The organism is Mesorhizobium sp. M1396 (assembly GCF_040317725.1).
In the GTDB taxonomy this organism is placed as follows: Bacteria; Pseudomonadota; Alphaproteobacteria; order Rhizobiales; family Rhizobiaceae; genus Mesorhizobium.
Genome location: NZ_JAMYLA010000062.1, coordinates 14066 through 37531, shown reverse-complemented (window position 1 = coordinate 37531; position 23466 = coordinate 14066). Strand labels below are relative to the sequence as shown.

The 23466-nt window shown below is 61.7% G+C and carries 18 protein-coding genes and 1 pseudogene; 4 read left to right on the top strand and 15 right to left on the bottom strand.

Annotation, left to right across the window (positions count from 1 at the left end; all coding sequences use genetic code 11):
* Positions 1–1110: 1110 nt before the first annotated feature.
* Together NKH02_RS29405 and NKH02_RS29400 are read right to left on the bottom strand one after the other, a co-directional pair.
* Positions 1111–2037 carry an ArdC family protein gene (locus NKH02_RS29405; RefSeq protein WP_352883165.1) on the bottom strand — a complete coding sequence of 309 codons (927 nt, stop codon included), beginning with the start codon at positions 2035–2037 and terminating at the stop codon, positions 1111–1113.
* Between the two features lie 334 nt (positions 2038–2371).
* Entirely contained in the window at positions 2372–2959 is a 588-nt protein-coding gene (locus NKH02_RS29400; protein WP_352883164.1) for a hypothetical protein, read from the bottom strand.
* A 509-nt stretch (positions 2960–3468) separates the two neighbouring features.
* Here NKH02_RS29400 and NKH02_RS29395 point away from each other — a divergent pair.
* Entirely contained in the window at positions 3469–3777 is a 309-nt protein-coding gene (locus NKH02_RS29395) for an alkylphosphonate utilization protein (protein ID WP_352883163.1), read from the top strand.
* A 13-nt stretch (positions 3778–3790) separates the two neighbouring features.
* Here NKH02_RS29395 and NKH02_RS29390 read toward each other — a convergent pair whose 3' ends face one another.
* From NKH02_RS29390 to NKH02_RS29330, 13 genes are all read right to left on the bottom strand, one after another.
* Complete coding sequence (locus tag NKH02_RS29390; protein ID WP_352688741.1) at positions 3791–4114, bottom strand: hypothetical protein; 324 nt, start codon at positions 4112–4114, stop codon at positions 3791–3793.
* Positions 4114–4998 (bottom strand): DUF7007 domain-containing protein, encoded by an 885-nt coding sequence (locus NKH02_RS29385; RefSeq protein WP_352883162.1) that lies wholly within the window; start codon positions 4996–4998, stop codon positions 4114–4116. The genes NKH02_RS29390 and NKH02_RS29385 overlap by 1 nt, the downstream gene beginning before the upstream one ends.
* Positions 4995–5471, bottom strand: a complete 477-nt coding sequence (locus NKH02_RS29380) for a UCP036055 family protein (protein WP_352883161.1) — start codon at positions 5469–5471, stop codon at positions 4995–4997. Before NKH02_RS29380 ends, NKH02_RS29385 begins: the two co-directional genes overlap by 4 nt.
* Positions 5472–5566: 95 nt before the next feature.
* The gene (locus tag NKH02_RS29375; RefSeq protein WP_352883160.1) at positions 5567–7309 is read right to left on the bottom strand and encodes a ParB N-terminal domain-containing protein; all 1743 of its coding nucleotides are present in this window, start codon (positions 7307–7309) and stop codon (positions 5567–5569) included.
* Between the two features lie 665 nt (positions 7310–7974).
* Complete coding sequence (locus NKH02_RS29370) at positions 7975–8445, bottom strand: Ros/MucR family transcriptional regulator (protein ID WP_352567408.1); 471 nt, start codon at positions 8443–8445, stop codon at positions 7975–7977.
* A gap of 939 nt (positions 8446–9384) precedes the next feature.
* Positions 9385–14475 (bottom strand): helicase-like domain-containing protein, encoded by a 5091-nt coding sequence (locus tag NKH02_RS29365; protein WP_352883158.1) that lies wholly within the window; start codon positions 14473–14475, stop codon positions 9385–9387.
* An 86-nt stretch (positions 14476–14561) separates the two neighbouring features.
* Complete coding sequence (locus tag NKH02_RS29360; protein WP_352688753.1) at positions 14562–14960, bottom strand: DUF3085 domain-containing protein; 399 nt, start codon at positions 14958–14960, stop codon at positions 14562–14564.
* A gap of 10 nt (positions 14961–14970) precedes the next feature.
* The gene (locus tag NKH02_RS29355) at positions 14971–15576 is read right to left on the bottom strand and encodes a DUF1419 domain-containing protein (RefSeq protein WP_352688756.1); all 606 of its coding nucleotides are present in this window, start codon (positions 15574–15576) and stop codon (positions 14971–14973) included.
* Between the two features lie 326 nt (positions 15577–15902).
* Entirely contained in the window at positions 15903–16802 is a 900-nt protein-coding gene (locus NKH02_RS29350; protein ID WP_352688758.1) for a DUF3991 and toprim domain-containing protein, read from the bottom strand.
* A 183-nt stretch (positions 16803–16985) separates the two neighbouring features.
* A complete protein-coding gene (locus tag NKH02_RS29345; RefSeq protein ID WP_352688761.1) occupies positions 16986–17174 on the bottom strand; it encodes a hypothetical protein in 189 nt (62 codons plus the stop codon).
* A 696-nt stretch (positions 17175–17870) separates the two neighbouring features.
* Positions 17871–18272, bottom strand: coding sequence for a transposase (locus NKH02_RS29340; RefSeq protein ID WP_352883157.1), 402 nt, complete (start codon positions 18270–18272; stop codon positions 17871–17873).
* Positions 18273–18706: 434 nt separating this feature from the next.
* Positions 18707–18910 (bottom strand): hypothetical protein, encoded by a 204-nt coding sequence (locus NKH02_RS29335; RefSeq protein ID WP_352632955.1) that lies wholly within the window; start codon positions 18908–18910, stop codon positions 18707–18709.
* A 431-nt stretch (positions 18911–19341) separates the two neighbouring features.
* On the bottom strand, positions 19342–19941 hold the full coding sequence (locus NKH02_RS29330; protein WP_352688767.1) for a cold-shock protein: 600 nt from the start codon (positions 19939–19941) through the stop codon (positions 19342–19344).
* Between the two features lie 733 nt (positions 19942–20674).
* On the opposite strand from NKH02_RS29330, the gene NKH02_RS29325 reads away from it, so the two are divergent.
* From NKH02_RS29325 to NKH02_RS29315, 3 genes and pseudogenes are all read left to right on the top strand, one after another.
* Positions 20675–21637, top strand: coding sequence for an NUDIX hydrolase (locus NKH02_RS29325; RefSeq protein WP_352632953.1), 963 nt, complete (start codon positions 20675–20677; stop codon positions 21635–21637).
* Positions 21638–21700: 63 nt separating this feature from the next.
* A pseudogene (gene nadA, locus NKH02_RS29320) lies at positions 21701–21906 on the top strand (quinolinate synthase NadA); the annotation flags it as partial.
* Positions 21907–22697: 791 nt separating this feature from the next.
* Entirely contained in the window at positions 22698–23354 is a 657-nt protein-coding gene (locus NKH02_RS29315) for an antitoxin Xre/MbcA/ParS-like domain-containing protein (protein WP_352688771.1), read from the top strand.
* Positions 23355–23466: the final 112 nt, after the last annotated feature.

Genomic DNA, 23466 nt, shown 5'->3' with positions numbered 1-23466 from the left:
CGTCCTTTGGTGCGGGGGCCCGCCACCCTCTCTCCGTCTCGGGGGGCGGTTGCCGGGGTGGGTAGGGGCCCCAACCCCCGGGGGCCCCCTTGGGCGGCCCGAATGGGGGTGGTCCTTAGGGCCGCAACGACAGTGAAGGGCAGCCAGGGGGAGGCTTTCTTGTTCCGCGCGGAATGGCGGCGCATCCGCCAGGGGAAGAAAGTCGCGACCGGCTGTTGCGGGTTTAAGAACGAGGCGCAGCGAAGCGAAGACGGCCTTCGGTCAGACCAGCCCCATCGAGGACGCAGGTGGTGGGCCTTTCCATGAAACCGCCGGCCAGACGACGGTCGAGCTCCCATCGGAATGATTACCGCAACTTCGACTAACGTCAGGCATCATCAAGCTGGCCGTCCCCGTCACGCGTCATTGTAGAACGACGGATAGCTCGGAAAGAGACGCACCCGCCTCCTGATATCGGCCGAACGATGACGGGCCGCGAGGCGAGTCCCAGGAGCCCGATAATCTGCTGTTCAAGCAGGAGCGGCCGCATAGCGGACATCGATAGCCATCTTTGGGCTGGACACCGGCACCAGCCGGCTGATCAGGGTTCGGCCCCGGGTTACCGCCCGAACGGGGCCAGCCGCAAGGCGGGGCCTCACCCTGATGTGCTCTGCCGAGCGAACGACGCTTGCCAAACTGGACCATCACACGCCGCACATCCTTCATTTGGCCAAAGGTCGAGCTGGCCTTAGCCGGCCACGTCAAGATGTCGACCTAGTTGAGGCAATCCCGCCGAGTTATGCGCTTCTCTATGGTCTCGCGGCTCGGCTTATCCGCATGGAAATCCCGGTCGACGGTGCCGGGGTAAAGCGGGAATCGATGCCCGATGCTTGCCCTCAGCGACGTTGGGGAGATTTCGCGCAAAGGGCAGCACATTCGGCGAGGCAACCAGCGAAGATGGTCGTAGACACGGCCGCTTCCCAGCAAGTATCGGCGAATATAGGGCAAAAATAACCGTGTGCCGCCATCAGGACGAAGGGGTCGATTGCACTCCGGCGCCCAGACTGATGACGCGAAAGCGGATCGGGGAGGGCTCGGCGCTCTCCCCTTGCAACAGCGGAGAGCGTAACATCAGGCCGCCCTCCCCAATTCTTCCGCCTGCGGCTGGAATTCGTGGAGATAATTGACCGCGCGTTGTGCGTGGGCGGCTGCCTGAAAGATCGCCCGCTTGTCGCTGCCCAGCAGGCTGGCCCAGCCCTGAATATAGGCGGCATGATCGGGCCTCGGCTCGAGCTCGGGGACGATATCGAGGTCCGCGCAGAGCATTGCAGCACCCAACTCCACGAGCAATTCTTCGCGCGCGCGATCCGTGCGGTCCTTGTGGTAGCGGCTGAGGTCCCTGTTCAGCCGGTGAGGAGCCGATGTCCAATGCAGGGTCTCATGCGCTCTCGTAGCGACAAATGAAGCCATATCCCGGAAAAATTCCGGTGACGGCAACTGCACATGGTCGGAAGAGGGAGAATAATAGGCCTTGTCTCCGCCATACCGCACAACCGCTCCGGTGTTGTCGAAAAAACGGTCAGCATGCTCGATGCGCTGGACAGGATCGGCGGCAGGCTCTGGTGCCGCATGATAGTGCGGCGGCAGACCTTCAATCTGGTCGGCGCAAAACACCGTGTAGGCCTTGAGGAACGGAATACCCCGCTCGACTTCCTCGCCATGCGCGTCGGTTTCGGTCGTAGTGAACCGGCTGGCGTAAACAACCATGGAGCCGGTCTCGCCTTTGCGAACATGACCCCCGAGCTCCGCACTCTGCTTGAACGTCATCCAGACCGGAGAGACAAAGCCCCTCGCGACCGCCTCCGACCACAAAAGCAGTGTATTGATCCCTTGATACGGCAGGCCGTTGTGACGGAGCGGCCGTGTGATGCGACCGGTCGAGTTCGCAACGCTCCACGGTTTGACCCAGGGACGCACGCCCTTCTGCAGATCCGCGACGATACGATCGGTGATTTTCGCGTAGATGTCGACGCGGGGCTTGTTGTTGTTCCTGTCCATTTCAAACCTCCATTCGAGACCGCGCCAATCGCGGCCGTCACGAGGTCCGCAAGCGCAGGACCGCAGGTCCGCGAACCCGCGGAGGATCGATGGGGAAGCTGAGAACCATCGCTTGCGGGCCGCAACGTCAGTGGAGGACGGCGCAGCCGTTTCGCGGGACGAGGACCGGAGCAGGACCATCATTCGTGACGGCCGCGATTGGCGCGGTCTTAATCACTTGCCGTGTCCATCTTTGAGCCGGGTGCCTTTGGCACAGCAAATAGGCCGGCTCCCGAACGGACACCAGCCTCAGTATGAGAAGATCGGGCGGAGCCGAAGCTCCGCCCGATGGCAGTTAGCCAAGGGCCGCCATCTGGAGATCGGCTGCCTGCCGGTTGACGGTCTGGCCGGGGTTCTCGGTCTGGCGTTCGTAGGGCTTCCAGCTCTCGCCGACGATGTGCTCGTAGGCGGCAACGGCGCCCTCGGCGGCCATGCGCAGGGCATGTGCCTGAAGGCCCATTTCGGCGGCGAATTCGCGCTTGCGCTGGGCCTTGCTGTCGAAGCCGACCGGACCGTCAATGTCCTCGTCGCGGGTGTCATTGGCGAGCCTGGCCGTGGCATCCTTCGCCTCGGTGACGGCCTTCGAGTAGAACTGGCCTGCTCCAAAGGCGGAGCCGACATGGGACCCGACGATTCTTTGCAGGTGGATCTGCATGGCCTTTTCGGAAAGGCCCTCGGAGAGCGTATCGGCGCTTTCGATCAGACTGCGCTCATGGAATTCACGGATGCCGTCACTGTCGAGGATGGAGAGGCCGAAGCTTTCGGAAATGAGGGTGGCCTGGTGGCCATCCGGGCAGCAGAGCCGGACCATTTCGAGGGTTGTGCCCTTGCGGAGCTGGACGACGCGGGCCTTGGCCTTGGTGGAGCGGGTTGAACTGGACATTGAGCTTTCCTTCTAGCGATGCCCTTCAGGTGTTCCGGCCCTTGCCGGTCTTTCCTGCGGGTGCGGTCAAAAGGAACCGGCGGAAGCTGGACGCTTCAGGGTCCGGAGCCTGCCAGGCGAGCGAGGTTGGCTTGCGGACAAGCGGGGTCAGTTCTTCACTGGCCCTGCGCGGGACGCGGGCCAGCCTTGCCGAGATCGGCGGGATCCGGCCGCCCCGCGGCGCGATAGCGGCCTTGAAGCGGACAGCCGCCGGTTCAGACCGCAGCAAACCCGCCGGGAAGACCGGCAAGGGATGAATTCGGACATCGGCATGCGCGAGGAAATGCAGTGTTCATTCCCGCCGCCAATCCGCCTGCCCGCCAAGCTGCGCGAGGGACGTCAGCGGTTTGAACTTCGGCTCCTGCCGGTATAGATGAGCTGCGCCGGTCCGCCGCTGCGGATCAACTCTTTGGCCTGCTCCCATGTCGGGCTGGCAGCGTAGCGTGTTCAACTCCGAAACGAGGGCAGCAATGACCGGTCACAACGACGACTACGTCTATGACGACGCAATAGGGGAATGGCGACCAGCGTCGGAGATGGCTGCCATTGCAGCTTCTGCCGGGAAAATTGAAGTGCGCGATGCCGCCGGCAATGTGCTCGCCGACGGCGACTCCGTCGTCCTCGTCAAGGACCTCAAGCTCAAGGGTGCCGGCCAGACCCTGAAGCAGGGCACGGTGATCAAGTCGATTCGTCTCACCGACAATCCCGAAGAAATCGATTGCCGGCATGATGCGATCAAGGGGCTGGTGTTGCGAACGGAGTTCGTCCGCAAGCGCTGATCAGACACCAGTATTAGGCACGCAGCAGGTCCTGCGGGATCCTGTCACGCAGTGCTGCGATTGCAGCGTCTTGCCTGGCCAGTTTGCGTGAGAGCGCATCGATTTCGTGCGGCCTTTCCTGTGTGATCGCGGCAAGGTTCGATCGATACCGTTCCAGAAAGGCCCGGGCATCAGCAGGGTTTCGGCGTCGGTGGCCGATACGCTGGAGCTTGAGCTGGGGAATGATCGCCGTCATCTGCCTCATGATCTGCCGGTCGATCATATCGAGCTGGCGCTGTGTGTGGCGCCCAGCCTCCTCCATGCGAAAGAGCTGTGCGCGGCGATCGGGGACAGACATTATGTGTCCCTCCCCTGCCAATCCATGAAACTCGAGGTCCCGCCATAGACGCCATGGCGCGCAACATCGATGACGAATCCAAAGCGGCCGACATGGTATTCGTCGGTCGCAACGAGAAAGCGACGTTCCTCCGTGCCCGCTCCGCGCCTGCCGCCAGGGGTCGCGATAACCTCGGTGAAACCGGGCTGGTGCCCGGAACGGATCGCCGACACCACGACCCAGTCATCGGTATGCTTCTCGAAAAATGCCCGCTCGTCCTTTTTCGCGGATTGGCCGGGTTCGAGCACCCTCCCGTGGATCGCCTCCCAGGCATCCGGGTACCAGTCGCGTATCGACTTTTCCGCACAGGCCCTCTCGAAGTCCGTGAAGAGTTGGGGGAAGGCTTGGGCGACGGCCGCCCAATGGCAATCCTCTTCATACCAGCCATCATTGGCACGGAGCATCTGATGGACTTTGCGATTTCGCTCCGCCGACAGATGGAACCCGCCATGGCCTGCCGTTGAGTGAGCCACGACGCCCTCGGCATAGACGGTCGCTCCCTGCGACGTTCCCCATGGCGTGTGGGCTCGGGAGTGGATTTCGCGACGTCTGAGAGCCGCGCGCTGCTGCTGGTGGAGGGCGCTCTCCTTGACATGCGCGCGAAACGCCGCCTCGTCGGCAAGCTCATCGGCATGGCCGTAGAAATCGCCGCGCGTCCATTCGGCCATGGGCCGGCGGATACGCCAGCCCGTGACAAGATAGTGCCGGCCATCGCGGGCCGGAGCCATGGCGAAGGCGTGCTCACCGACAAGGGCAACGCAAAGCCCATCGGCGCTTCGGCCAAAAGTAACTTCCGGAGAACCTGGGGGTTCGACGACATGGGTTTCAGAAGTTCGCGCAGTCATGCTGCCGTCCTCCCTTCTACGGTGTCCGCCGCTACGGTGTCGGCCACGACCTGCTGAAACACGGCGTTCGGATAGCCGTGACGGGTCAGCCATTCCTCGGCGGCCGCGCGATTGGCGGCAAGATGGACAAGCTCCGCATCGTCGCCGGCGCGGTCGAGCACCAGGACGGAGCCGATTGCGGGCCGCTGCTTGACCGAAAACTTCAGGTCGCTGTTCACCGAAAACGTCTGGTGGACGCGCAGCACAATGGTTTCCTGACTGCCATAGTCGCCCTTGTGCAGGGTGATCGAGGCGGGCAGCGTCGTACTGCCGACGCGGGCCTCGGCCTGTTTGCGGATCAGGCGACCGCCGCCGTTGCGATTTTCCCAGGCTGCGAGCTTCTTGCGATGCCGCTCTGGCGGGCGTGGGGATCCGTCGGAATACGTCACGATGGATGCGAGTGGAACAAGGTCATAGATCAATTGGGCGGACATAGTTTTCTCCGTGGTGCTCATGGTGGAAACAGAACCGCCGCCGGTGATGTGCCGGCGGCGGAATGATCGTTCGGGGAAAGGTAAGGCGCAGCCGCCTACTCGGCGGCCACCTTGTAAGGCTCGATCTGTTCGTCCGTGAGGTCCTCGTCCTGCGCAGCATCATCGTCGCCGACATGGTCATGTGCAGGATCGACGATCGCATCGCCGTCGAGCTCGTCCTGGTCCTCCGGCGTGCCGTCGTCAGGCTGTTCCCTAGCCTCGTTCTTCTTCAGCCAGGAGGTCAGCCCTTCCGGAGTGGGCCCAAACCGCGCCGACGGGTGGACGAAGCGGCCTTCCTTGAAATGCTCGACAAGGGCCGCACGGGTATCCTTGACCTTCTGACGGGGCAGGACGGATGTATCCGCGCAGGCGCTTTCCAATGCCTGCCGCGACAGGCATGACAGGAAATCCTCCGTCCCCATGTTGGCCAGGAAGCTGTCGGCGGCGATGACGTCGCCGGCGACACGGGCGACAACGCCGCTGTCCGAGCGATTTTCCCTGCAGGCCAGAACGTCGATCAGCAGGGAACGCACGGCAATGCGCAGCGTGTCCATGTCGAACGCGAGCTTGCCCTCCTGGTCGAACAGGCGCGCGGCATGTTCGCCGAGGCCAGCCGCCCCGTAATAGGAGATGTCGCGGGCACCAGATGCCACTGTCACATTCTGGCCGGCGAAGGCGAGAACGAGCAGCGCCATCAGCGTGTCGTCCTCGATCGGTGCGCGCGACAGCGCCTCATGCAGTGCGTCGGTACGAAGGTCGCCGATCATCTCCATGCCTTTGCGCGTCACGTCCGGACGCGGCTTTGCCGTAACGACCATATCATCGCCATCGGCCTCGACATCAGCGCCATTCTTGTCCTTGGACTTTTTGACCGCCGGCATACGATACGCGACCGACTGCACCTTGCCGTCGCGGTCGAGATACATGGCGGTGTGATCGGATTTCGACGGCTTACCGTACAGACGCTCCGCCTTGGCCGGCAGCTTCGGCTCGCCCCACTGACCGGCTTCCACGATCACGCCACGCTTGGGCACAGCGTTTGCCATCCACTCCTGCTGGGCGCCAAGAAAGGCCTCGACATCCGTCGTGTAGCGGCTGTCCTCGTCGGCCGGAGCGAACAGGTCCTCGACCCAGGCAATGCCGTAGGCCTGGGCGAGATCGTCACCGAAGCTAGCGTCGCGCGCGTACATGCGGCGCTTCGTCAGGCCCTGCGCCACGCTCCACCACGACACCTGGGGATCAGCCTTGGAGGGCTTGTGCTTCTTCCAGACCTCCTTCTGTTCATCAAGCGAAGCCGAGGCGATGGTGCGCAACTGCTGCTCGTTGGGCATGTCGCCCTTGGCCATCTGCTCCAACATGGCCGGCAGAACGTTGGCCAGCAGGCGCAGCTTCCTGATCTGGCGGACGGGCAGCGCCAAAGCGACGGCGATCGCTTCCTCGGTCCAGCCGAGCGCGACCAGCCGCTCAATGGCGCGCCATTGGTCGACGGGATTGAGCTGCTCGTGAGCGAGCGTTTCCGCTAGCGAGCGCATGGCGCCGCCATCCTCGGCCCTCTCGATCACCAGCACGGCGATCTCTTCGAGACCGGCCGCGATCGCCTGCTTCACCCGACGATGGCCGGCATCGATGACGTAGCCATTGCCGCCATCGGTCTCCAGCGCGACGACAGGCGGCTGCACGATGCCGACGGCACGGATCGTAGCCAGCAGCAGCGCGTCGGCCTGCGGACTCGACTTCGAGCGTCGCGCCTTGTCAGGGTTATCCTTCAGCGCGCGCGGGTCGACAAACTTCAGTTCCATGGGGATGCTCCTTCAAGGGTTTTGCGGGACACCGCTGATCGCTGCGTCCTTCCTCGTCTTCTTCCTGAAGACATCCCCCGGCCCGCGGAGCGGGCGGGCCGGTGCACCTGCGGCCGAGCATCCCTGCCCGGCTGGCCGAGCGGGGCTAACAGCCCTGCGCAGGACGACGCGGCCGGGATTGCGAGCGGCGCGGTTGAGCGCCAGCGTCAGCGGCCCGCCCGATCTGCGAGCGGCTTTTATTCCTCCTAAGTTTTTCCTTTCCTCAACCCTGCGACGTAGACCGGGGCATGGCGATAAGCAGAACGGTTCTCTGCCTTGGCGCGGCGGCTCCGTGGCGAAAGCTCACAGGGTTTTTGTTCTACGTTGGTTTTTCTGAAGAGAAACCCGGGTGCTAGCGAGGGAACCCGGCATTGTCCCATTTCGGGACCAAAGTACTGGCATTGCTCTTGCTTCGGACGTGGTGCCGGTTGATCCCGGTCCTGATCGCGAACTTTGATCAGGTCTAGGCTCGCCGGGCCTGAGGTGGTTGGGGTTTCTTCGCCCGGCGAGTTCCGCCACGCTAAGAACAAAGGCCGGCGCCCTCGCTGAAGCTTATCCGAATGGCGCCGGCCACGGGCGGGATTGGGATCCGCCGCGCCTTGACATAGCTGAGTCGTTACGTAGCGTCAGGTGGTGGCGGACACTTTGGTTTTCCGCTTCGCGGGTGCCTTCTTGGCTGGTGCGACGGGTTCAGCCTTGCGCCCAAGCCCGATGGACTTCGCCAGTTGCGAACGCTGAGCGGCGTAATTCGGAGCCGTCATCGGATAATCGCGCGGCAAGCCCCACTTCTCGCGATAAGCGTCCGGCGTCAGCCCGAAGTCCGTGCTCAGGTGACGCTTCAGGGATTTGAACTTCTTGCCGTCTTCGAGACAGATAATGAAGTCTGGCGTCACCGACTTCTTTGGGTTGACCGCGGGAGTTTGCGGCTCAACGACAGGCGCGATCGGCGTACCAAGCCCGGACAGAGACTTGTGCACGGATGCGATTAGTTCAGGCAGGCCGGTAGCCGGTACAGGGTTCTTACTTACGTAGGCGGACACAATCTCCGCAGTAAGCTCGGCTAGTTCGGCGCCGCGGTGGTCGGATTCTTCTGTCAATGTGTCGGTCCTTTTGTCTGATTTGTCCCATCTCTATTTGACCAATGTCCAGTACGCAACCGGGCCTGATCTATTCTAAGCCAATGATGGCATCTGGCTTTGCGGCGTAGGGCAAGAGCGACGCCGAAATTGATGCGTTCTTTTTGGCCCCGGCTTTGCTGTAGACCAATAAAACTGACGGCCTATCAGCCATCTAAGTGACGGACCTATTATATGCCGATTAGCTAAAATAACGGAACGTCCAACGGACAAGTACGGAACCAAAGCGGTTACGTTAGACCTTTGCTTGCGTGGTGCAAGACTTTAGTCTTGCCGTCTTATGGTGAAGAACGGAAGTTGATCGGCACGACATAGGGCCATCCCGCAACGGATCAATAGCAAACTGAACTTAGGCGGCTATGGTGTGAACGCGGAAGTCGGGTCAGACCCGCTTGAAGTCCTTAAGCCCTAGGCGTATCCGCTGGCTTTCCGCGAAGGCAAGGGCGAACGATTCCAGGTCGAATGACCGGGTAAGTTCTTCGCCGTCCCCAACAACACGGACGAACCACTCGCCCATGGCCTCGACTATCTCAACGGACGTGTGGTTTGCGCCGCCTTTGGTGTCGTCCGTCGCAACTGCCTCGCCTCTGGATGGGGACAAGACGAAACAATATGACTGCTCGATCTTTCAAGCGCTAAAAGGCCGGCGCCTGCTTTTGCGGGGGGCTCTGGCAGGCGCCAGCCGGACGGTCCAATCAGGTCCGCCGCGATGATCCAGTTAGCTGATTCTTGACGTAACGTCATGTGGTCTGGCTGGCCGGAGCCGAGCATGACAGAAACGCGGCATCCAACATGTTAAGCAGTTCAGCGCGCCTCCTGCATCGCCTGCACCCGAGCCACCTTGAACCTTTGCCGCCGGTCAATGCCTGAGACAATGAGCGGCAGCCTGTATCGAGCCTGCTATGCGGCTGCACGCGGATCCTGGCCATCAATCGAAGACGCAAGATCGTTTTCGATTTCCGCAAGCTGCCGGCGCTTCTCAGCCAGTTCACCAGAAAATCCGAACTCGCCACCCTGACGCGAGCGATAGGAGGTGAGCCTGAGCTCGGCATCCTCAAGACGCTGGCGGTATTGTACCTGCTCGCCCTCGAAGCCGGCCAAGGCATGCTCGAGGCGAGAAATCGCACCAAGCGGCGTAGTGGTCACCGGCAGCTCGATTTCACAATCGGCGCCGGTGCGCATCAGCATGGTGGCATAGCGGTAACCGTCCTTGCCGAAACGCTGGCCCGAATATTCGAAATCGAAACCGCCGATGGAGGCGATAGTGGTTTCGCCCTCCTGCTGAAGCTGCACGAGAGTCAGGATTTCCTTCATCAGCGCACGACCGGCGAGTTTGCGCTCCGTGAACACGTCGCCCCCGACCACCATGCTGAACCCATCGCCGGTCGTCGGCACGAGGCGCTGCATATCCTTGCCGACCTCGCCGATGCGCCGGGTCGCGTATTCGATATCGCGCTCGGCATCGCGGATCTGCCGCCGAACGGCGTGCTCATCATCAATGTGGGCCGCGCGAAGGCGCTCCAGGCGGGCAATGTCTGCCTCCAGACCTGCCTTCTGCATCAGACGCGGATCGCCCGAGGCGATCGCCTTGGCCATAGCAAACTGGTTGGCCTGCCCCTCACCCATATCCTCCAACCGCCGAATGGACGTGTCTCCGGAGAGGGCGGCCGCGATGAACCGGGCCTTGCGCTCGTTGTTCTGCCACATCTGGGCGTCCATCGATCCTTCCGTGGCGTAGGCGAAGATATCGATGACATCGTGCTGGTTGCCCTGCCGCAGGATACGACCTTCGCGCTGCTCGATCTGGGAGGGAAGCCACGGCACATCGAGGTGATGCAACGCCTTGAGGCGGAGCTGCGCGTTGACGCCAGTGCCCATCGTTTCGGAGGAGCCGATCAGGAACCGGATTTTTCCGGCCCGCACATCTCCGAACAGGCGCTGCTTGGCCTCCGACTTCTTGAAATCCTGCATGAACGCAATCTCCGATGCCGGAACGCCCCTGCGGACCAACTCGTCCCTGATCCAGCGATAGGCCGAAAAGCCTCTGGTTTTCTCGACGCTGATCGTGCCGAGATCGGAAAAAATCATCTGCGCGGCGCCAGGAAGCTCGAACGGCTTGCCGTCGGCGCGGACATAGCTGCTTTGCGCTGTTTCTTGCCAGATACGGAAGGCATTGCCGATCAGATCGTTGAGCTTGTTGTCCGGCTCATTGTCATTGTCGGGATCAACCAGGCGCAGGTCGATAGCAGCGTGCCGGCCATCGGTGATAACCGACAGCAGGATGTCGTCACCAGCTTCTGCCGGACGGTCTCGTTCCTCGATGGCCTTGATGCGGGCGTCGAGCACCATCTGGTAGCGCTTGAAGGCGGCGGACGGCTTGGCGGTGATGATCTGACGTGCGCCGGTCGAAAGCGCCGGCACCTTCACATAGTCCCGAAGGTCTTGCGGCATCACCACATCCGCGAAGGAGCGGAACATCGCGATCAGCTCCGGCACGTTGACGAAGGTGGCGAAGCGCGTCACCGGCTTGTATTTGCCGGATGGCTGCAATTCGAGTTCAGTCGTGACGTCGCCAAAGGTCGAGGCCCAGGCGTCGAACTCGTGCAGGCCACGCTGGAGCAGCGCCTGGTAACCGAGATAGCGCTGCACAGAGAACATCTCGCCAAGCGTGTTGGTGATCGGCGTGCCGGAGGCCAGCACGAGCGCCCGGCCTGGATTCCTCGTCTCCACGAACCGGGATTTGACATAAAGGTCCCAGGCCCGCTGCGAGCCGTTCGGATCGACGCCCTTGAGCGTCGACATGTTGGTGGCGAAGCTGAGCTTCCTGAACTCCTGGGCTTCATCGACGATGATCTGGTCGACGCCGATCTCGGAGATGGTGAGCAGGTCGTCCTTGCGGGTCGCCAGCGCCTCCAGCCGTTCCTTGAGCCCCTCCTTGAGCCGCTCGAGGCGCTTGCGCGAAACGCGGTCGTCGCTCTCGACCTTGGTCAGCAACGTCTCGTAGAGTTCCAGTTCGTCGTGGATCATCTGTTGCTCGAATGCCGACGGCACGCCGATGAAGCGGAAGGCGCTGTGCGTGATGATGATCGCGTCCCAAGCGGCGGTCGCCGCCCGTGACAGGAAGCGATGTCGCTTGGCTAAAGAAAAATTCGTCTCGTCGGCGACGAGTATGCGGGCGGTCGGGTAGAGCGCCAGAAATTCGCGGGCCATCTGTGCAAGGCAATGGCCGGGAACGACCAACATGGCCTTGGCGATCAGGCCAAGCCGGCGCTGCTCAATGACGGCCGCGGCAATCGTCATGGTCTTGCCGGCGCCGACGGCATGGGCGAGGTAGGTCGAGCCAGCCGACACGATGCGCCAGATGCCGCGCTTCTGGTGCCCATAAAGAGAAAAGGCGCCGGAGGCGCCTGGAAGTTGCAGGTGATCCCCGTTGAATCTTCGGGGCGCGATGTTGTTGAAGCGGTCATTATAGACCCGCGCCAGCCGGTCGGTCCGGTCGGGATCGGACCAGATCCAGTTCTGGAAAGCGGTCTTGATCTTCTGCAGCTTTTCCTTGGCGGCTTCCGTATCCACGACATTGAGCACGCGCTTTTCAGCCTGGCCCTCCTTCACAGTGTCGAAGATCTGCGGCACGCGGCTGTTCAGCGCGTCGGCCAGGAGCTCGCCGGCATGACGGCGATCGGTGCCCCATTCGGACGTGCCGGCCGCCATCCATCCCAATTGCCGCGCCTCTACCGTCCACGATGCCAGCTCCGGCATATGATGGATCCTGATCTCGGCACCCATCGTCTCCTTGACGAAGGCGGCAACATCGGCGGCGGGGATCCATGGTGCGCCAAGACGGGCGGTAATATCGGAAGGCCGAAGATCGGCCGGCTGAACCTCGACCAGGGCACGCACATTGCGCTCGAAGACGGGGTCGAGGGCGGCCGCGCCTTTTGCGGCGTTGAGCTTGTCGCGGACCTGGCCGGAGAGATAGGCGTCGGCTGTTTGCCAGGAACCGGTCTCGGGATCGCGGTAGATGGCGTCGCCAAGTTGGGTGATGACTGCTTCGGCATCGGCGTGCAGCAACTCGGCGATGTGATCGACGTCGACATGGCCGCGTTCGTTGAGGACGACGGCAAGCGCATCGGCAGCACTTGTGATGATCGGTGCCGCGGGCGGCGCGATGACGCGCTCGGTGAAAATCGCACCCGGCCGCGCGGTATTGGTTTCGAGATCGTAGTCTTCGATAGAAGCCACCAGCCAGCAATCGGGATCGTCAAGGAAGGGCTGGAGGTTAGGCCGGCGATGCACTTCGCGGACCTCGCCGGTCTCGGCGTCCTCGCTGGTGGAAACGACGGTCGTGTTGATGGGGCCGAAGGCGCGCACAAAATTCGACCAGGCGATGCGCAGCCTGACTTGGGCCGGCTTCCAGGGCCGGTCGAACTCCTGCGCCTTCAGGATTTCACGCACGGCATCACGGATGGGGATCAATTTGCGGATGATCCGCGCGTGCTTTTCCGGCACGCCTTCGCTCGCCCTGCCCTTGCGCACGGTGATGGTGACGGCAGCACCGTCGATCATCTGCGCCAGGGCGGCATTTTTCGCGACAAAGAAACTGCCCTCGCGCACGCCGTCGCCTTGTGGCAGGGCATCGACGGCATCGTCGCTGTCCTCGGCGTCATGATCAATCTCGTCCGGCTCGCCGTTGTAAATGGCTTCCGGAAGGAGGGAGATCGCCGCGGTGAGCGCCCGCTCCAGATCGACGCCGGGATGGGGTAGGCAGGAATAGGCCTCGCCATAAGGCCCCGAGATCGAGGCATGCGTGCCGAGCACGAAATCCGGGTGGCGCGCGAACCAGCGGTTCACGCGGATCGCGCCCTCATCTGCGGTCGCGGCCCGAACTTCCTCGGTGTCGAGCCATGACAGGTCGCCCTCTGGCTCGCCGATGTTGCGCTTGCGGAAAAACAGGATGTCGACCACGACATCCGTGCCGGCGTCGGCGCGGAAACTGCCCTCGGGCAGGCGGATCGCGGCAATCAGGTCGGCGGTCTTCGCGATATGCTCGCGCGCGGTGCTGTCGGCCTTATCAAAAGTGCCGCAGCTGGTCACAAAGGCGGCCAATGCCCCCGGCTTCAACAGGTCGACGGAGCGCGCGATAAAATAGTCATGCAGCCGCAATGCCATCGACCGATACGCCCGATCGGAGCGCACAGTTCGATCCGAAAACGGCGGATTGCCGATGGCGAGGTCGAAGCTCGCCGGCAGGTCGGTGCGGGCGAAATCGCCGGCTATGATCCGCGCTTGCGGCTGCAACAGCCGCGCGATGCGCGCGGTGACGGGATCGAACTCGATCCCGGTGACATGGGAAACATCGCGCAGGGACTGCGGCATCAGCGCCGGAAACAGGCCGGTTCCGACGCCTGGTTCAAGAACCCGGCCGCCGCGCCATCCGAGACGCTGGAGGCCTGACCAGATCGCCCGGATGATGAACTCAGGCGTAAAGTGGGCATATTGGGTGCAGCGCGCGAGCGAGGCATAGTCGATCTCGCCGACGGCATCTTCTAGGTCCGAGCCGATGTCGTCCCAGCCCCTACGGAATCCGAGCTCGCCGGGACGGCGGAAGACACCATTGGCAAGGTCGGACGCGCCAAATCCCGTGAACCGGATCAGCCGCTCCTGCTCCTCACGCGTGGCAGGACGATCGTCGGCCTCGATCTCGGCGGCGAGCCGGATCGAGGCGATGTTGTCGCGGGCCCGATCCTTCCAGCCACGGGCCAGCCCACGATCGCCGGCAAGATGAAAGTTCAGTCCATGAACCCGTCGAGGCTTCGACGTCGGTTGCCTGGCTGCAACCGCCGGCGTGACCGGCGAAGGCGCGGAGGAATCGGGATCATCTTCATCGCCCGGCCGGAAGTCAGCCGCGAAGGCCGTGACGCCAAGGCCAAGTCCGGGCGAAATGGCCGTGCTGCCGAACAGGTCGATGGTAAAGGGGTCGTCATGAGCCATGGAAAATCTCCTTGGATTTGAGGGCGAGCACGATCGGGCGAACGGCGTTGGCGGCCGCGTGAAAGGGCTGGCAGGTTTGGAAGCGGTTAGCGGGCGATCAGGGACAGCGAGACTTCGGTCTCGGTGAGCTGCACGTTGAGATGCGTGCAGCGAAGTTTGCGATCGAACAGCGGGATCAGTTGCTCGGCGTCGATGAATTCGATGCCGTCGTCGCCACCGAAATGGCGCTGCTTGTAGTGAAACCAGTCGGGGTTGCCGATCGGGTGGCACTCTTCGGAATAAAGGACGAGCGGGCGCTCGCCGTCTGCGAGTTTTCCGTTCGATATGATGTAGACCCCTTGGTCTCCGACCAGCCACAGGCCGGGGATCTCGCCCTGGCCGGGCTTGAGGCCATAATAGGGATTGCGGAAACCGCCGTTGTTGGCGGCATCGGTTTTTCCGCGCTCGATGACTTTGCGAACGGCAAGAATGGGAAAAGTGAACATCGCATCCCCCTCACGCGGCAACGGCCAGGGGAAGGTGGCGCAGATGCACCGGCAGCTTCGCCGCGATCTCATCATCGGTGAGCTCGTCGAGCAGCTTCAGCATGGCGCCCTGCCGGCCGCCATAACAGAGCACCGTACGCTTGCCGCGATGCTCAGGCATCCAGCGTTCGCCTGCGTAACCACGGTACTCATCGTGGGTAGCGCTCCAGATATGCTCGAGCCGCTCCTCGCGCGTCATCGCCTTCACCGGCCAGGACTCGCGCTCGACGATGGCATCGCGCATTTCGGCAGCCGATCGCGCCACATTCAGGTCGCAGTAGGCATGGAAGTAGCGCGTTTTGCCGTCGATGCGCAGCGTGTAGAAGACGCTGGTGATGCTGTCGGTAAGGAACTCGCGTAGCGCGAACATGTCGCCCCGCATCCAGAGCGGTGGCAGGATCTCCAGCATGTAGTCGTGCTCGACGGGGCCGACTTCGAACCACTCGCCGCTATAGAGAAATCCGGCATCGACATGCTCCCGGTTCGGGCGCTGCACATGGCGATCGAACATGCGAAACATCTGCCGGCGGTCGGCGATGCCCTGGTAGACTTTACGATTGGGAAAAAAGGGGTTCATTTGCGGGCTCCTTCAGCCTCGTCGGGCCTGAGCGCGCAGCACCCTCGTGGATGCCCATCGTCTTCAGCCCTTCATGACCCCTCCCCTGCGGCCGCCTCTCCGTCCGGGCGGGTCAAGGGCCGGCGCAGCCGGGCGAAGCTTCACCCTTGCACGCGACCGGCGGGCATGCGGCAGCCGGGTTTCCTTTTCTTTTCTCCCTTTCCTTGTTGCCCTCCCCAATTTGGCGGTGCGAACCGGCTGTCATGGCAACGTGCGCACCCTTTCGAGCGGACATGACAACGGCCGGCGATCTTCAATTCTGCGCCGCGGTTGAGTGATCGGCGCCGTTAGGCGGATGCCGCGTCCTGCAGCATCGCGTTCCAGTCTTCGGCGCGCGGCTTCAGCCGCTCAAAGTCACAAGCAAGCTCGCCGGCAAGCTCACGCAGCCTCGACACGAATGCCTCGCCCTGCGCGTTGGCGTCGGTGGCCGCGACAAGCCGCGTGTTCGGCCTCCTTGCCAACAGGCGAAGCGCCGTGTCCGTCGCCGGCGACCAGCCGCCGCCGGTGCTGGCATACAGCGTGTCGCGCCGGATCCGTTCGATCGCGGCCAGGCTCAGGGCGTCGATGGCCGCTTCGGTGACGCAGATGCGGGTGGCTGTCACCGACCCCAACCGGAACAACACCTTGCCGCCTCCGGCGGCAAAGCCACGCCATTGCGGTCCGCGCTCTTCCCAGCCGGTGACGATACCGGCCGCGTCGCTGTGGGCGGCCCACATGCTGCCGCGCGGGCCTTCCCTCAGAACGTTCTGAGCGATCGCGGTCGCAATGACCTGTTCGGGAATGTGCCGCTCATCGCGCAGATAGCGCCAGGTCGCCGACGCGCGCCACGGCTTGCGTCGGGCCGCCCATCGTTGCGGGACGGACTGGTCGGGCTTGGTCTCCCGGGACTGCCGTTTCCATTCGGGCTCGCTCGGCACGAACCGCGCAAGCGAGGCTACCTGCAAGAGGGCTTCCAGGAAATCGCCGCCATCCAGATGCTGCACCAGCGAATAGACATCGCCCTTTCGATCCGACAACGGGTCGAACCATCCCTTGCCGTCATGGATGACGATGATGATATCGTCGCCACGACGGTATTTGACCGCTTTGCGCGTGCTTTCCTTGAGGTCGACCGTAAAGCCGCTGGTCTCCAGCACCGCGGCACAGCCGACCCGGCCACGCAGCGCTTCTATGTCCGTCTTTTCCATTTTTCTCTCCCGAGAGCCTTCCGGCCGGCCTTTCTTCAAGTCAATTTGTTCCGCACAATTTTGGCGGAACCCTCCCCCAACCGCCGCGAAGAGCAAAGGGCGCAAGGGCGCGGCTTTCGCCGCGGCGCAGCCTCCCTTGCGGCCTGCCGCTCGCAAGCGGCACGCCGTGGCATAGAGGCCGGTTCAATGAACCGGCCGGCCTCCTGTGTATGGACAGTATTCGGCGATCGCCTCGACCTCGTCGCCGTCGAGGTCTTCGGCAGGGAGAACGCCGTACTCGTTGTCATCGACCTTGAACAGGATGACCGGCGTCATCAGGATGCGAGCGAGGTTCCAGGCGTGGCTCTGAGCGAGGCTGAGTTCGTGCGACATTTGTTTGGCTCCCGTGTTGGCGGGGACCATTCCCCGCTCGACAGGCGCCCGTCGGGTCCAGCCGGGACCGCGATCATCGCGATGGCGAAGCCTTGAGCGACGGCACGCTTGCGTAGTCCGACCCCGAAGCGGGTTGATCGGCAAGGTCCGGGCTGGAACAAGGGAATTAAGCCGGAAGAGCGGGAAATGGACTCCGCACAGGAGCCAAGTCACTCGCCACGAAACCTCGCGGATTCATGCCTGCGGCACTTTGCGGCTGAGTTGTGCCGGCTTCATCAAGGTCTAGGCGAAAAAACCGTTCTTCCTGTGCCGATGACGCCGCCACTATAGTGGCGTCCGCACAAAGAACCCATCCGGGCAACACCATGGCCGCCGAGAATACGAGAGGCACATCAAGCCTGATCGGGCTGACCGCCGATAGCGTTGTCGCCTAGGACTGGCGGTGAAGGAGCTGCAAAAGCCGCGTTCCAGGTTCTTGCAGGTATCGATGGGGAGGCTGGAAAGGCGACCGGGGTAATCCGGCGCGCCCCATAGGCGCTAACTTAAGGCATGGTAGCTATCCTTGCTGCGGCGGATTGGTTTTTGCGCCGTCTTGGCGGATCGCAGACGTGGCGAATGATTTCGGCAATGCGCGCCGCGATTTTTCCGGGTCGCAGCAGCCTCAGTATGGCATTGAGGATCGTAGCACGCAGAAGTCTATGCAGCCTCCAAAGGGATAGCGATTGCGCCATGCGTGGTTTCGTCTTCACAGGGGGGAGAGTCGAGAACGTCGTTGACGGCCTCGTCGATCATCAGCGCCAGGATCAGATGGGCCATGAGCCAGCTTCGGGCGAGCCGCTCATCGCGCGCGGGAAGCTTATGGATGCCCATTCCGCTCTTGAGCCGCTTGAAGGCGAGTTCGACCTGCCAGCGCAAGCGATAGGTTTGCAGAACCTCTTCGGCAGTCATCGCGTCGGCCGGGATCGACGTCAGCAGCATGACGAAGCCTGCCGCAGTGACGGTCATTGGCTGCAGTCTGTCGTTGCTGCGGCGTCGCTGACGCCTCTGAAAACGGCCCCTGACAGAACAATCAGCGAACTTCTGTTCTGACCTCGGCACCGATGCGACCGACGGTGACCTTGTGAACACGAAAGATGCGGGCGATCACCATTGATCGTTGTTGACCTCGCGAATGTCGGCTTCGACGGGGCTGATAGTCACTTGGTAAGAATGGTCGTCGCGTTGAGGTTGGTCAGAGGTGAGGACTTCGCCGTTGGACGCCAGCCGGATCGCCTGCCGACGCTAATAAGGGAAGGGCCGGCTCAAAGAGCCGGCCTTCATGTATGAACGAACTCATGGATGATTGATACATCGGCATCCAGCTCGTCGCAAAGCCGCTAGCGTTGCAATCTCAAGCCGGCGCTCGGGCTTCTCTTGCCCGAAGATGAGTTTTCGATCGGCCGGCTGAAGGCGGCCGGATCGGCAGTATCAGCCACCTGCCAAGCGAACCGGACTTGCGCCACGCTTCGCTACTGGGATTTTCTCGACGAAAACTAGCGCGCCGATTGTTTCCTGGCATATGTGGCGACGGCGCAGAGGAAAGCCAAAGCAGCGGTGTCACACGCCGTTCGAGAGGGCCCTTTTGCAAACAGTACGGCATCCGCAATCGGGAGCGTCAGGCCATGCTTTTTGGCGAAGGAGGTAAGCTCGTAAGGCCGATCGTCATCTTGATTGCGAATACCAAGTTCGTAGTCCATCGATCATCTCCTCCCGGGTTCCCAACCATCCCCTCTTTGAGCCCACAATGATTAGCTGCCCATGGCAGGTTCTTGTAAAGAGCATCTTCTTCGAAAATGCCCATACCAAATTGGTCCATAGCTCGCGCGGCCAGCTGCACCGCCCAGCAGAGCCTGCGCGGATTCCTCTTTCTTGGCAGATCCGATCATGCCGCCCGGCTAGGTAACGCCTGCGCCTGTGCGATGGGCAAACGTGCATTGCAATAATTTGCGTTTGGATATGATCCTGTCTTCGAAGATCTACTCCTCCCAGATGTGATGCGGGCGCTGAATGCGGCGCACATCCTCCCGCGATGCATTCAAATCAAGCGCGCTGTCACCTCCGCCTGGCAGTGGCTTTTTCTTTGTATGAGCGGAGCGGCAGTTCCGGGCCATGGGCGATGCATCGCCGTCTAGGCGAGGCGAATGCTCCGGACTTCCAAGCCTTTCTTGCCTTGCCCGCATTTGACAAACACCTTCTGTCCCTCCACCAGCACGCTGAGCCCTGAGCGGGTCAGGGTGCTGGCATGAAGGAAGACGTCCTTCTCACCGTTGTCGGGAGCAATGAAGCCGAAGCCCTTGTCGGGTTTGTACCACTTGACCGTGCCCCCGCTCTCTAGCTGCGCACCCGTCTCGACGATGGTCCCTTCAACGAAGCGCGTATGTGACGGAGTTTTCGCGATCTGATCGCCGATCTCCAGCACCTGCGCGACTTGATGACCTTTTGGACTTTTTTCGACCGTGACCTTGAGAGGCGTCCCCGCGGCAACATCCCGGCTTCCGGCCGCCTCTAGCACTCGCACGTGCAGATAGGCCTCCCTGCCGTCCGACAGTTTGACGAAGCCAAGACCCTTGCTGACTGTGAACCACAATACCTCGGCGTCGACAGGGTGTGCGGTGACGGGCGCCGGGCGCTGAAAGTAGCTTGGTTCGGAGGTCCTTTCCGAAAAGGAAACGGGGTCATCTTCATGGCGATGCCCGCGTGGCTCGCGATGGTCTCGATATTTGCCCATGATCATCTCGACTGGCATCGATGGCGCACTACGCTACCGTCAAGATAATCTCAATCGGGCGACGCGTTTATGTCAAAAGGCCGTGATGGCCGCAGCTGTGCCCGGCCTACCGGCCGAACCCTTTAAAACTAGATTCATTTCCCCTGAAACAATAGTGCCGGCGAGTCGATTTACTGACTCGCATAGGTAGTGCTGGAGTGCGAATGCGATGATGGCGGCGCGGGCGAACTGGAAGGGCCTTATCCGGCATTGCGGAAAGCCCGCTCCGGGTTTTCTTAGAACCGAACGGGGCGGGTCGACGACCATCAGCGCCGGCTCCAGGCCACGGCGCAGGGCAGACTCCGCATGATCATCATCTTGAGCGTCACGCCCAGCGTCGACGCCAAGCCGTGGAGAACCATGCCGCGCTGTGGATAATGTCGCAATGCCGATCGACGAGCTTTGGAATCGGCGTGGTATAGGCCGTCAGGCAGACGAGCGGCGTCCCCCACCTTTGCCCGAACAGACATCCAGTGTGATCGCCTTGGCGTCAGCCACCGCCACTTAATGGCCGTTTCCTTCCCCAACGTTACCAACACGGGTGTCGCGCTTGGCATATTTTCGGTGCAGCTGTGACCAGCTAAAATCGCCACGACGCTTGGTGTTGACGCGCGTCGACAATTATCAGACAAAACCAAATTAAATCGGTTCAGCCGCCTACGCGGCAGCGCTCTGCCCAACAACGTCGGGGACCATGGACGATCGCGCAAAAGGGATCAGGAAAGGAGGAGCTGGAGGCAAGGCCAACGACGTCAATGCGGATTTGATCGCCGTCGTGGTCGCCATGGACTCCAGCGCCCCCTGCGTTCTGACCATCCCGCAGGCAAACGCCCTGCCCTCGGGCCCGTTCGAGCTTACTCACCGTTCGCTGCAGTCGGGCCTCAGGGGATGGGTGGAACAGCAGACGGGCCAGCCGCTCGGCTATATCGAACAGCTCTACACCTTCGCCGATCGCGACCGGGTTGGCGCTGATGACCGCGTGATCTCTATCAGCTATCTGGCGCTCACCCACCAAGACGAAGCTGGCGGCTCGGCCGGGCCACACTGGGGAAGCTGGTACGACTATTTCCCGTGGGAGGATCACCGCTCCGGCACACCGGCGGTCGTGCTGGACGAATTGCGGCCGCGCCTGATGGAATGGGCGGATGGCACTGACGACGGCACGACACGCCTCGACCGACGACGGCGGGCGGCGATCGCCTTCGGCTTTGACGACCGCCATTGGAACGAGGAACTCGCGCTTCAACGTTATGAGCTGCTCTACGAAGCCGCCCTGGTGGAGGAAGCAATACGCGGCGGATATTCGGCGGCGTCCACCTCGGTGTCGGGCAGATCGATGATCGCCGATCATCGTCGTATCCTGGCAACGGGCATTGCGCGGCTACGCTCCAAGATCAAATACCGGCCGGTCGTATTCGAACTGATGCCGCCGATCTTCACGCTTTTGCAGCTGCAGCGCACGGTGGAGGCACTCGCCGGCAGGCTCGTGCGTAAGCCGAACTTTCGCCGCCTGATCGAACAGCAGGAGCTGGTCGAAGAGACCGGTGAGACGACCGCGGAAACCGGCGGCCGGCCGGCGCAACTTTTTCGCTTCCGCCACGCCGTTCTCGACGAGAGGGTGATAGCCGGGACAAAATTGCCGCTGGCACGGGGTTGACCGCTTATACTCTCCACGAATATATACGCGTTATATTCAGTTGGAATATAATCGGAGGGCTCGATGAGCACCGTGCTGCTTTCGGGCGCTTCCCTGTACGATCGCGTCCGGCGCGTGATCCCGCCAGCCGAATGGCTGACTTTCGTCGACGATATCGACGCCATTCTCGATTTGAAGCGGCGCCGAAGCGCCGTCATCCTGGCGCACAACTACCAGACACCGGAAACTTCCACTGCGTCGCAGACATCGTCGGCGACAGCCTGATCTTGCCCGCAAGGCAGGACAAGAGATCAGGAGCGTGGGCCAAGGCGTCGGCGGTGACCGGCGAAAGTGCTTTTGATACCGGCGGTCGGTCGGCGAAGCTTTATCGCTTCCGCCAAGATGTCCTCTACGAAACGGCGGTCGCCGGGACAAAATTACCGCTGGCGCGGGCTTGACATCCTTTATACTCAACGTAGAAATATGTCCTTATAATCAATTCGATTATAACGGGATATTCCTTTGCACCGTCCGAAGCCACGGTCTCGCTCCGGAAGCCCGTATGAGTGGATCGAAGTGGTCTTGGAAATGAAACGCCCGAGGACGGCCTTTCACCCTTTGTCATGAAGGAGGTGCCGCGCGCCGGGCCAATGCCTCGCGGCAACGGTGAAGGATGTACACCGCCAGTAAATGCGTGCGTCAAAGTCGCGACCGAATGTACAGTTCGTCCAAATGTGCAATACGTGCGATTTGTGCAAGTAACACTTGGAGCATTGTTGCATAAAAGCAACGTCTAATTATATAACGCTAGCAAGATAAACTTTGGACTTGCACAAACGAGCGTCACGAATAGCGTCGCGCTGTGAAGCATGCACTGATGTGCGTCTATTTCGATCGTGGGGGCAAGACGGTCGTCCATTGATGTTCTTCCCTTTTTTTATTGAGAGGCACAAGTTGAAGCCGCAAGACGGCTGCTAGGTTGCGAGCATACGAAAACGCAACACATCGCCGTCCCCCAAACTTCATGTCTTCAACGCTCTTTCGGCGGCTTGCTGAGGGAATGCCATCGGGAAAGCCACATATGTCCGCGTCGAGTGATCTTGGGGATGAAAAGCGCCAGACCGAGCTCTCAAGCTTTGTCATGAGGGAGGTGCATCGCATTCTTGCCCAATGCGATGAGGCGAAGCAGGGTGACAGGGCTGCTGTTGCGCCTTCGGGTTCTCCTTCCAACGAATTGACCGCCGTGGCCGCCGAATTTCTTGGTAGGCTCGAGGCCGAAGCAGCGCGACGGCTAAACGCCCAGGCGGGTGAGATCGCTTCGCGGCCCCGGGCAGCCAATCATCCGCTCGGGCATCCGGTTCTGAAAGATTGCCCGAGAGAAGGCGCGCGCATTGCAGAATGGGCCGGTCCAGTTGCGGGGTCGACGCATCTCGAGAGACGTTTTGGAATACCGCGGTCTACGCTGCATTGGTGGCAGCGGCATAATGATGTGGTTGCCTTTCGGCGAGGCTCCCGCAAGCATGTATTTCCCTTGGCTCAGTTCATCGACGGCAGGCCCATGCCCGGAATCAGGCAGGTCCTTTCCTCGATCTCCGATCCCAGACTGGCTTGGCTGTGGCTGATCAGTCCCTCGCCCCTTCTCAAGGGTCGCATTCCTATCGAATTGCTCAGAGAAGGTATGAACGAAGAAGTCGTTGCGTCGGCGGCCCAGGCTATTTCTCTGATTGGATCTATCTGACGTTTGGCCGGGTGCCGATGGCTGTCCGCGCATTCTATATGTGCGCAAACAGCATATGTACCAATTGTGCGATTTGTGCAAATGTATAGTTGTACGATTTGTGCAAGTAATA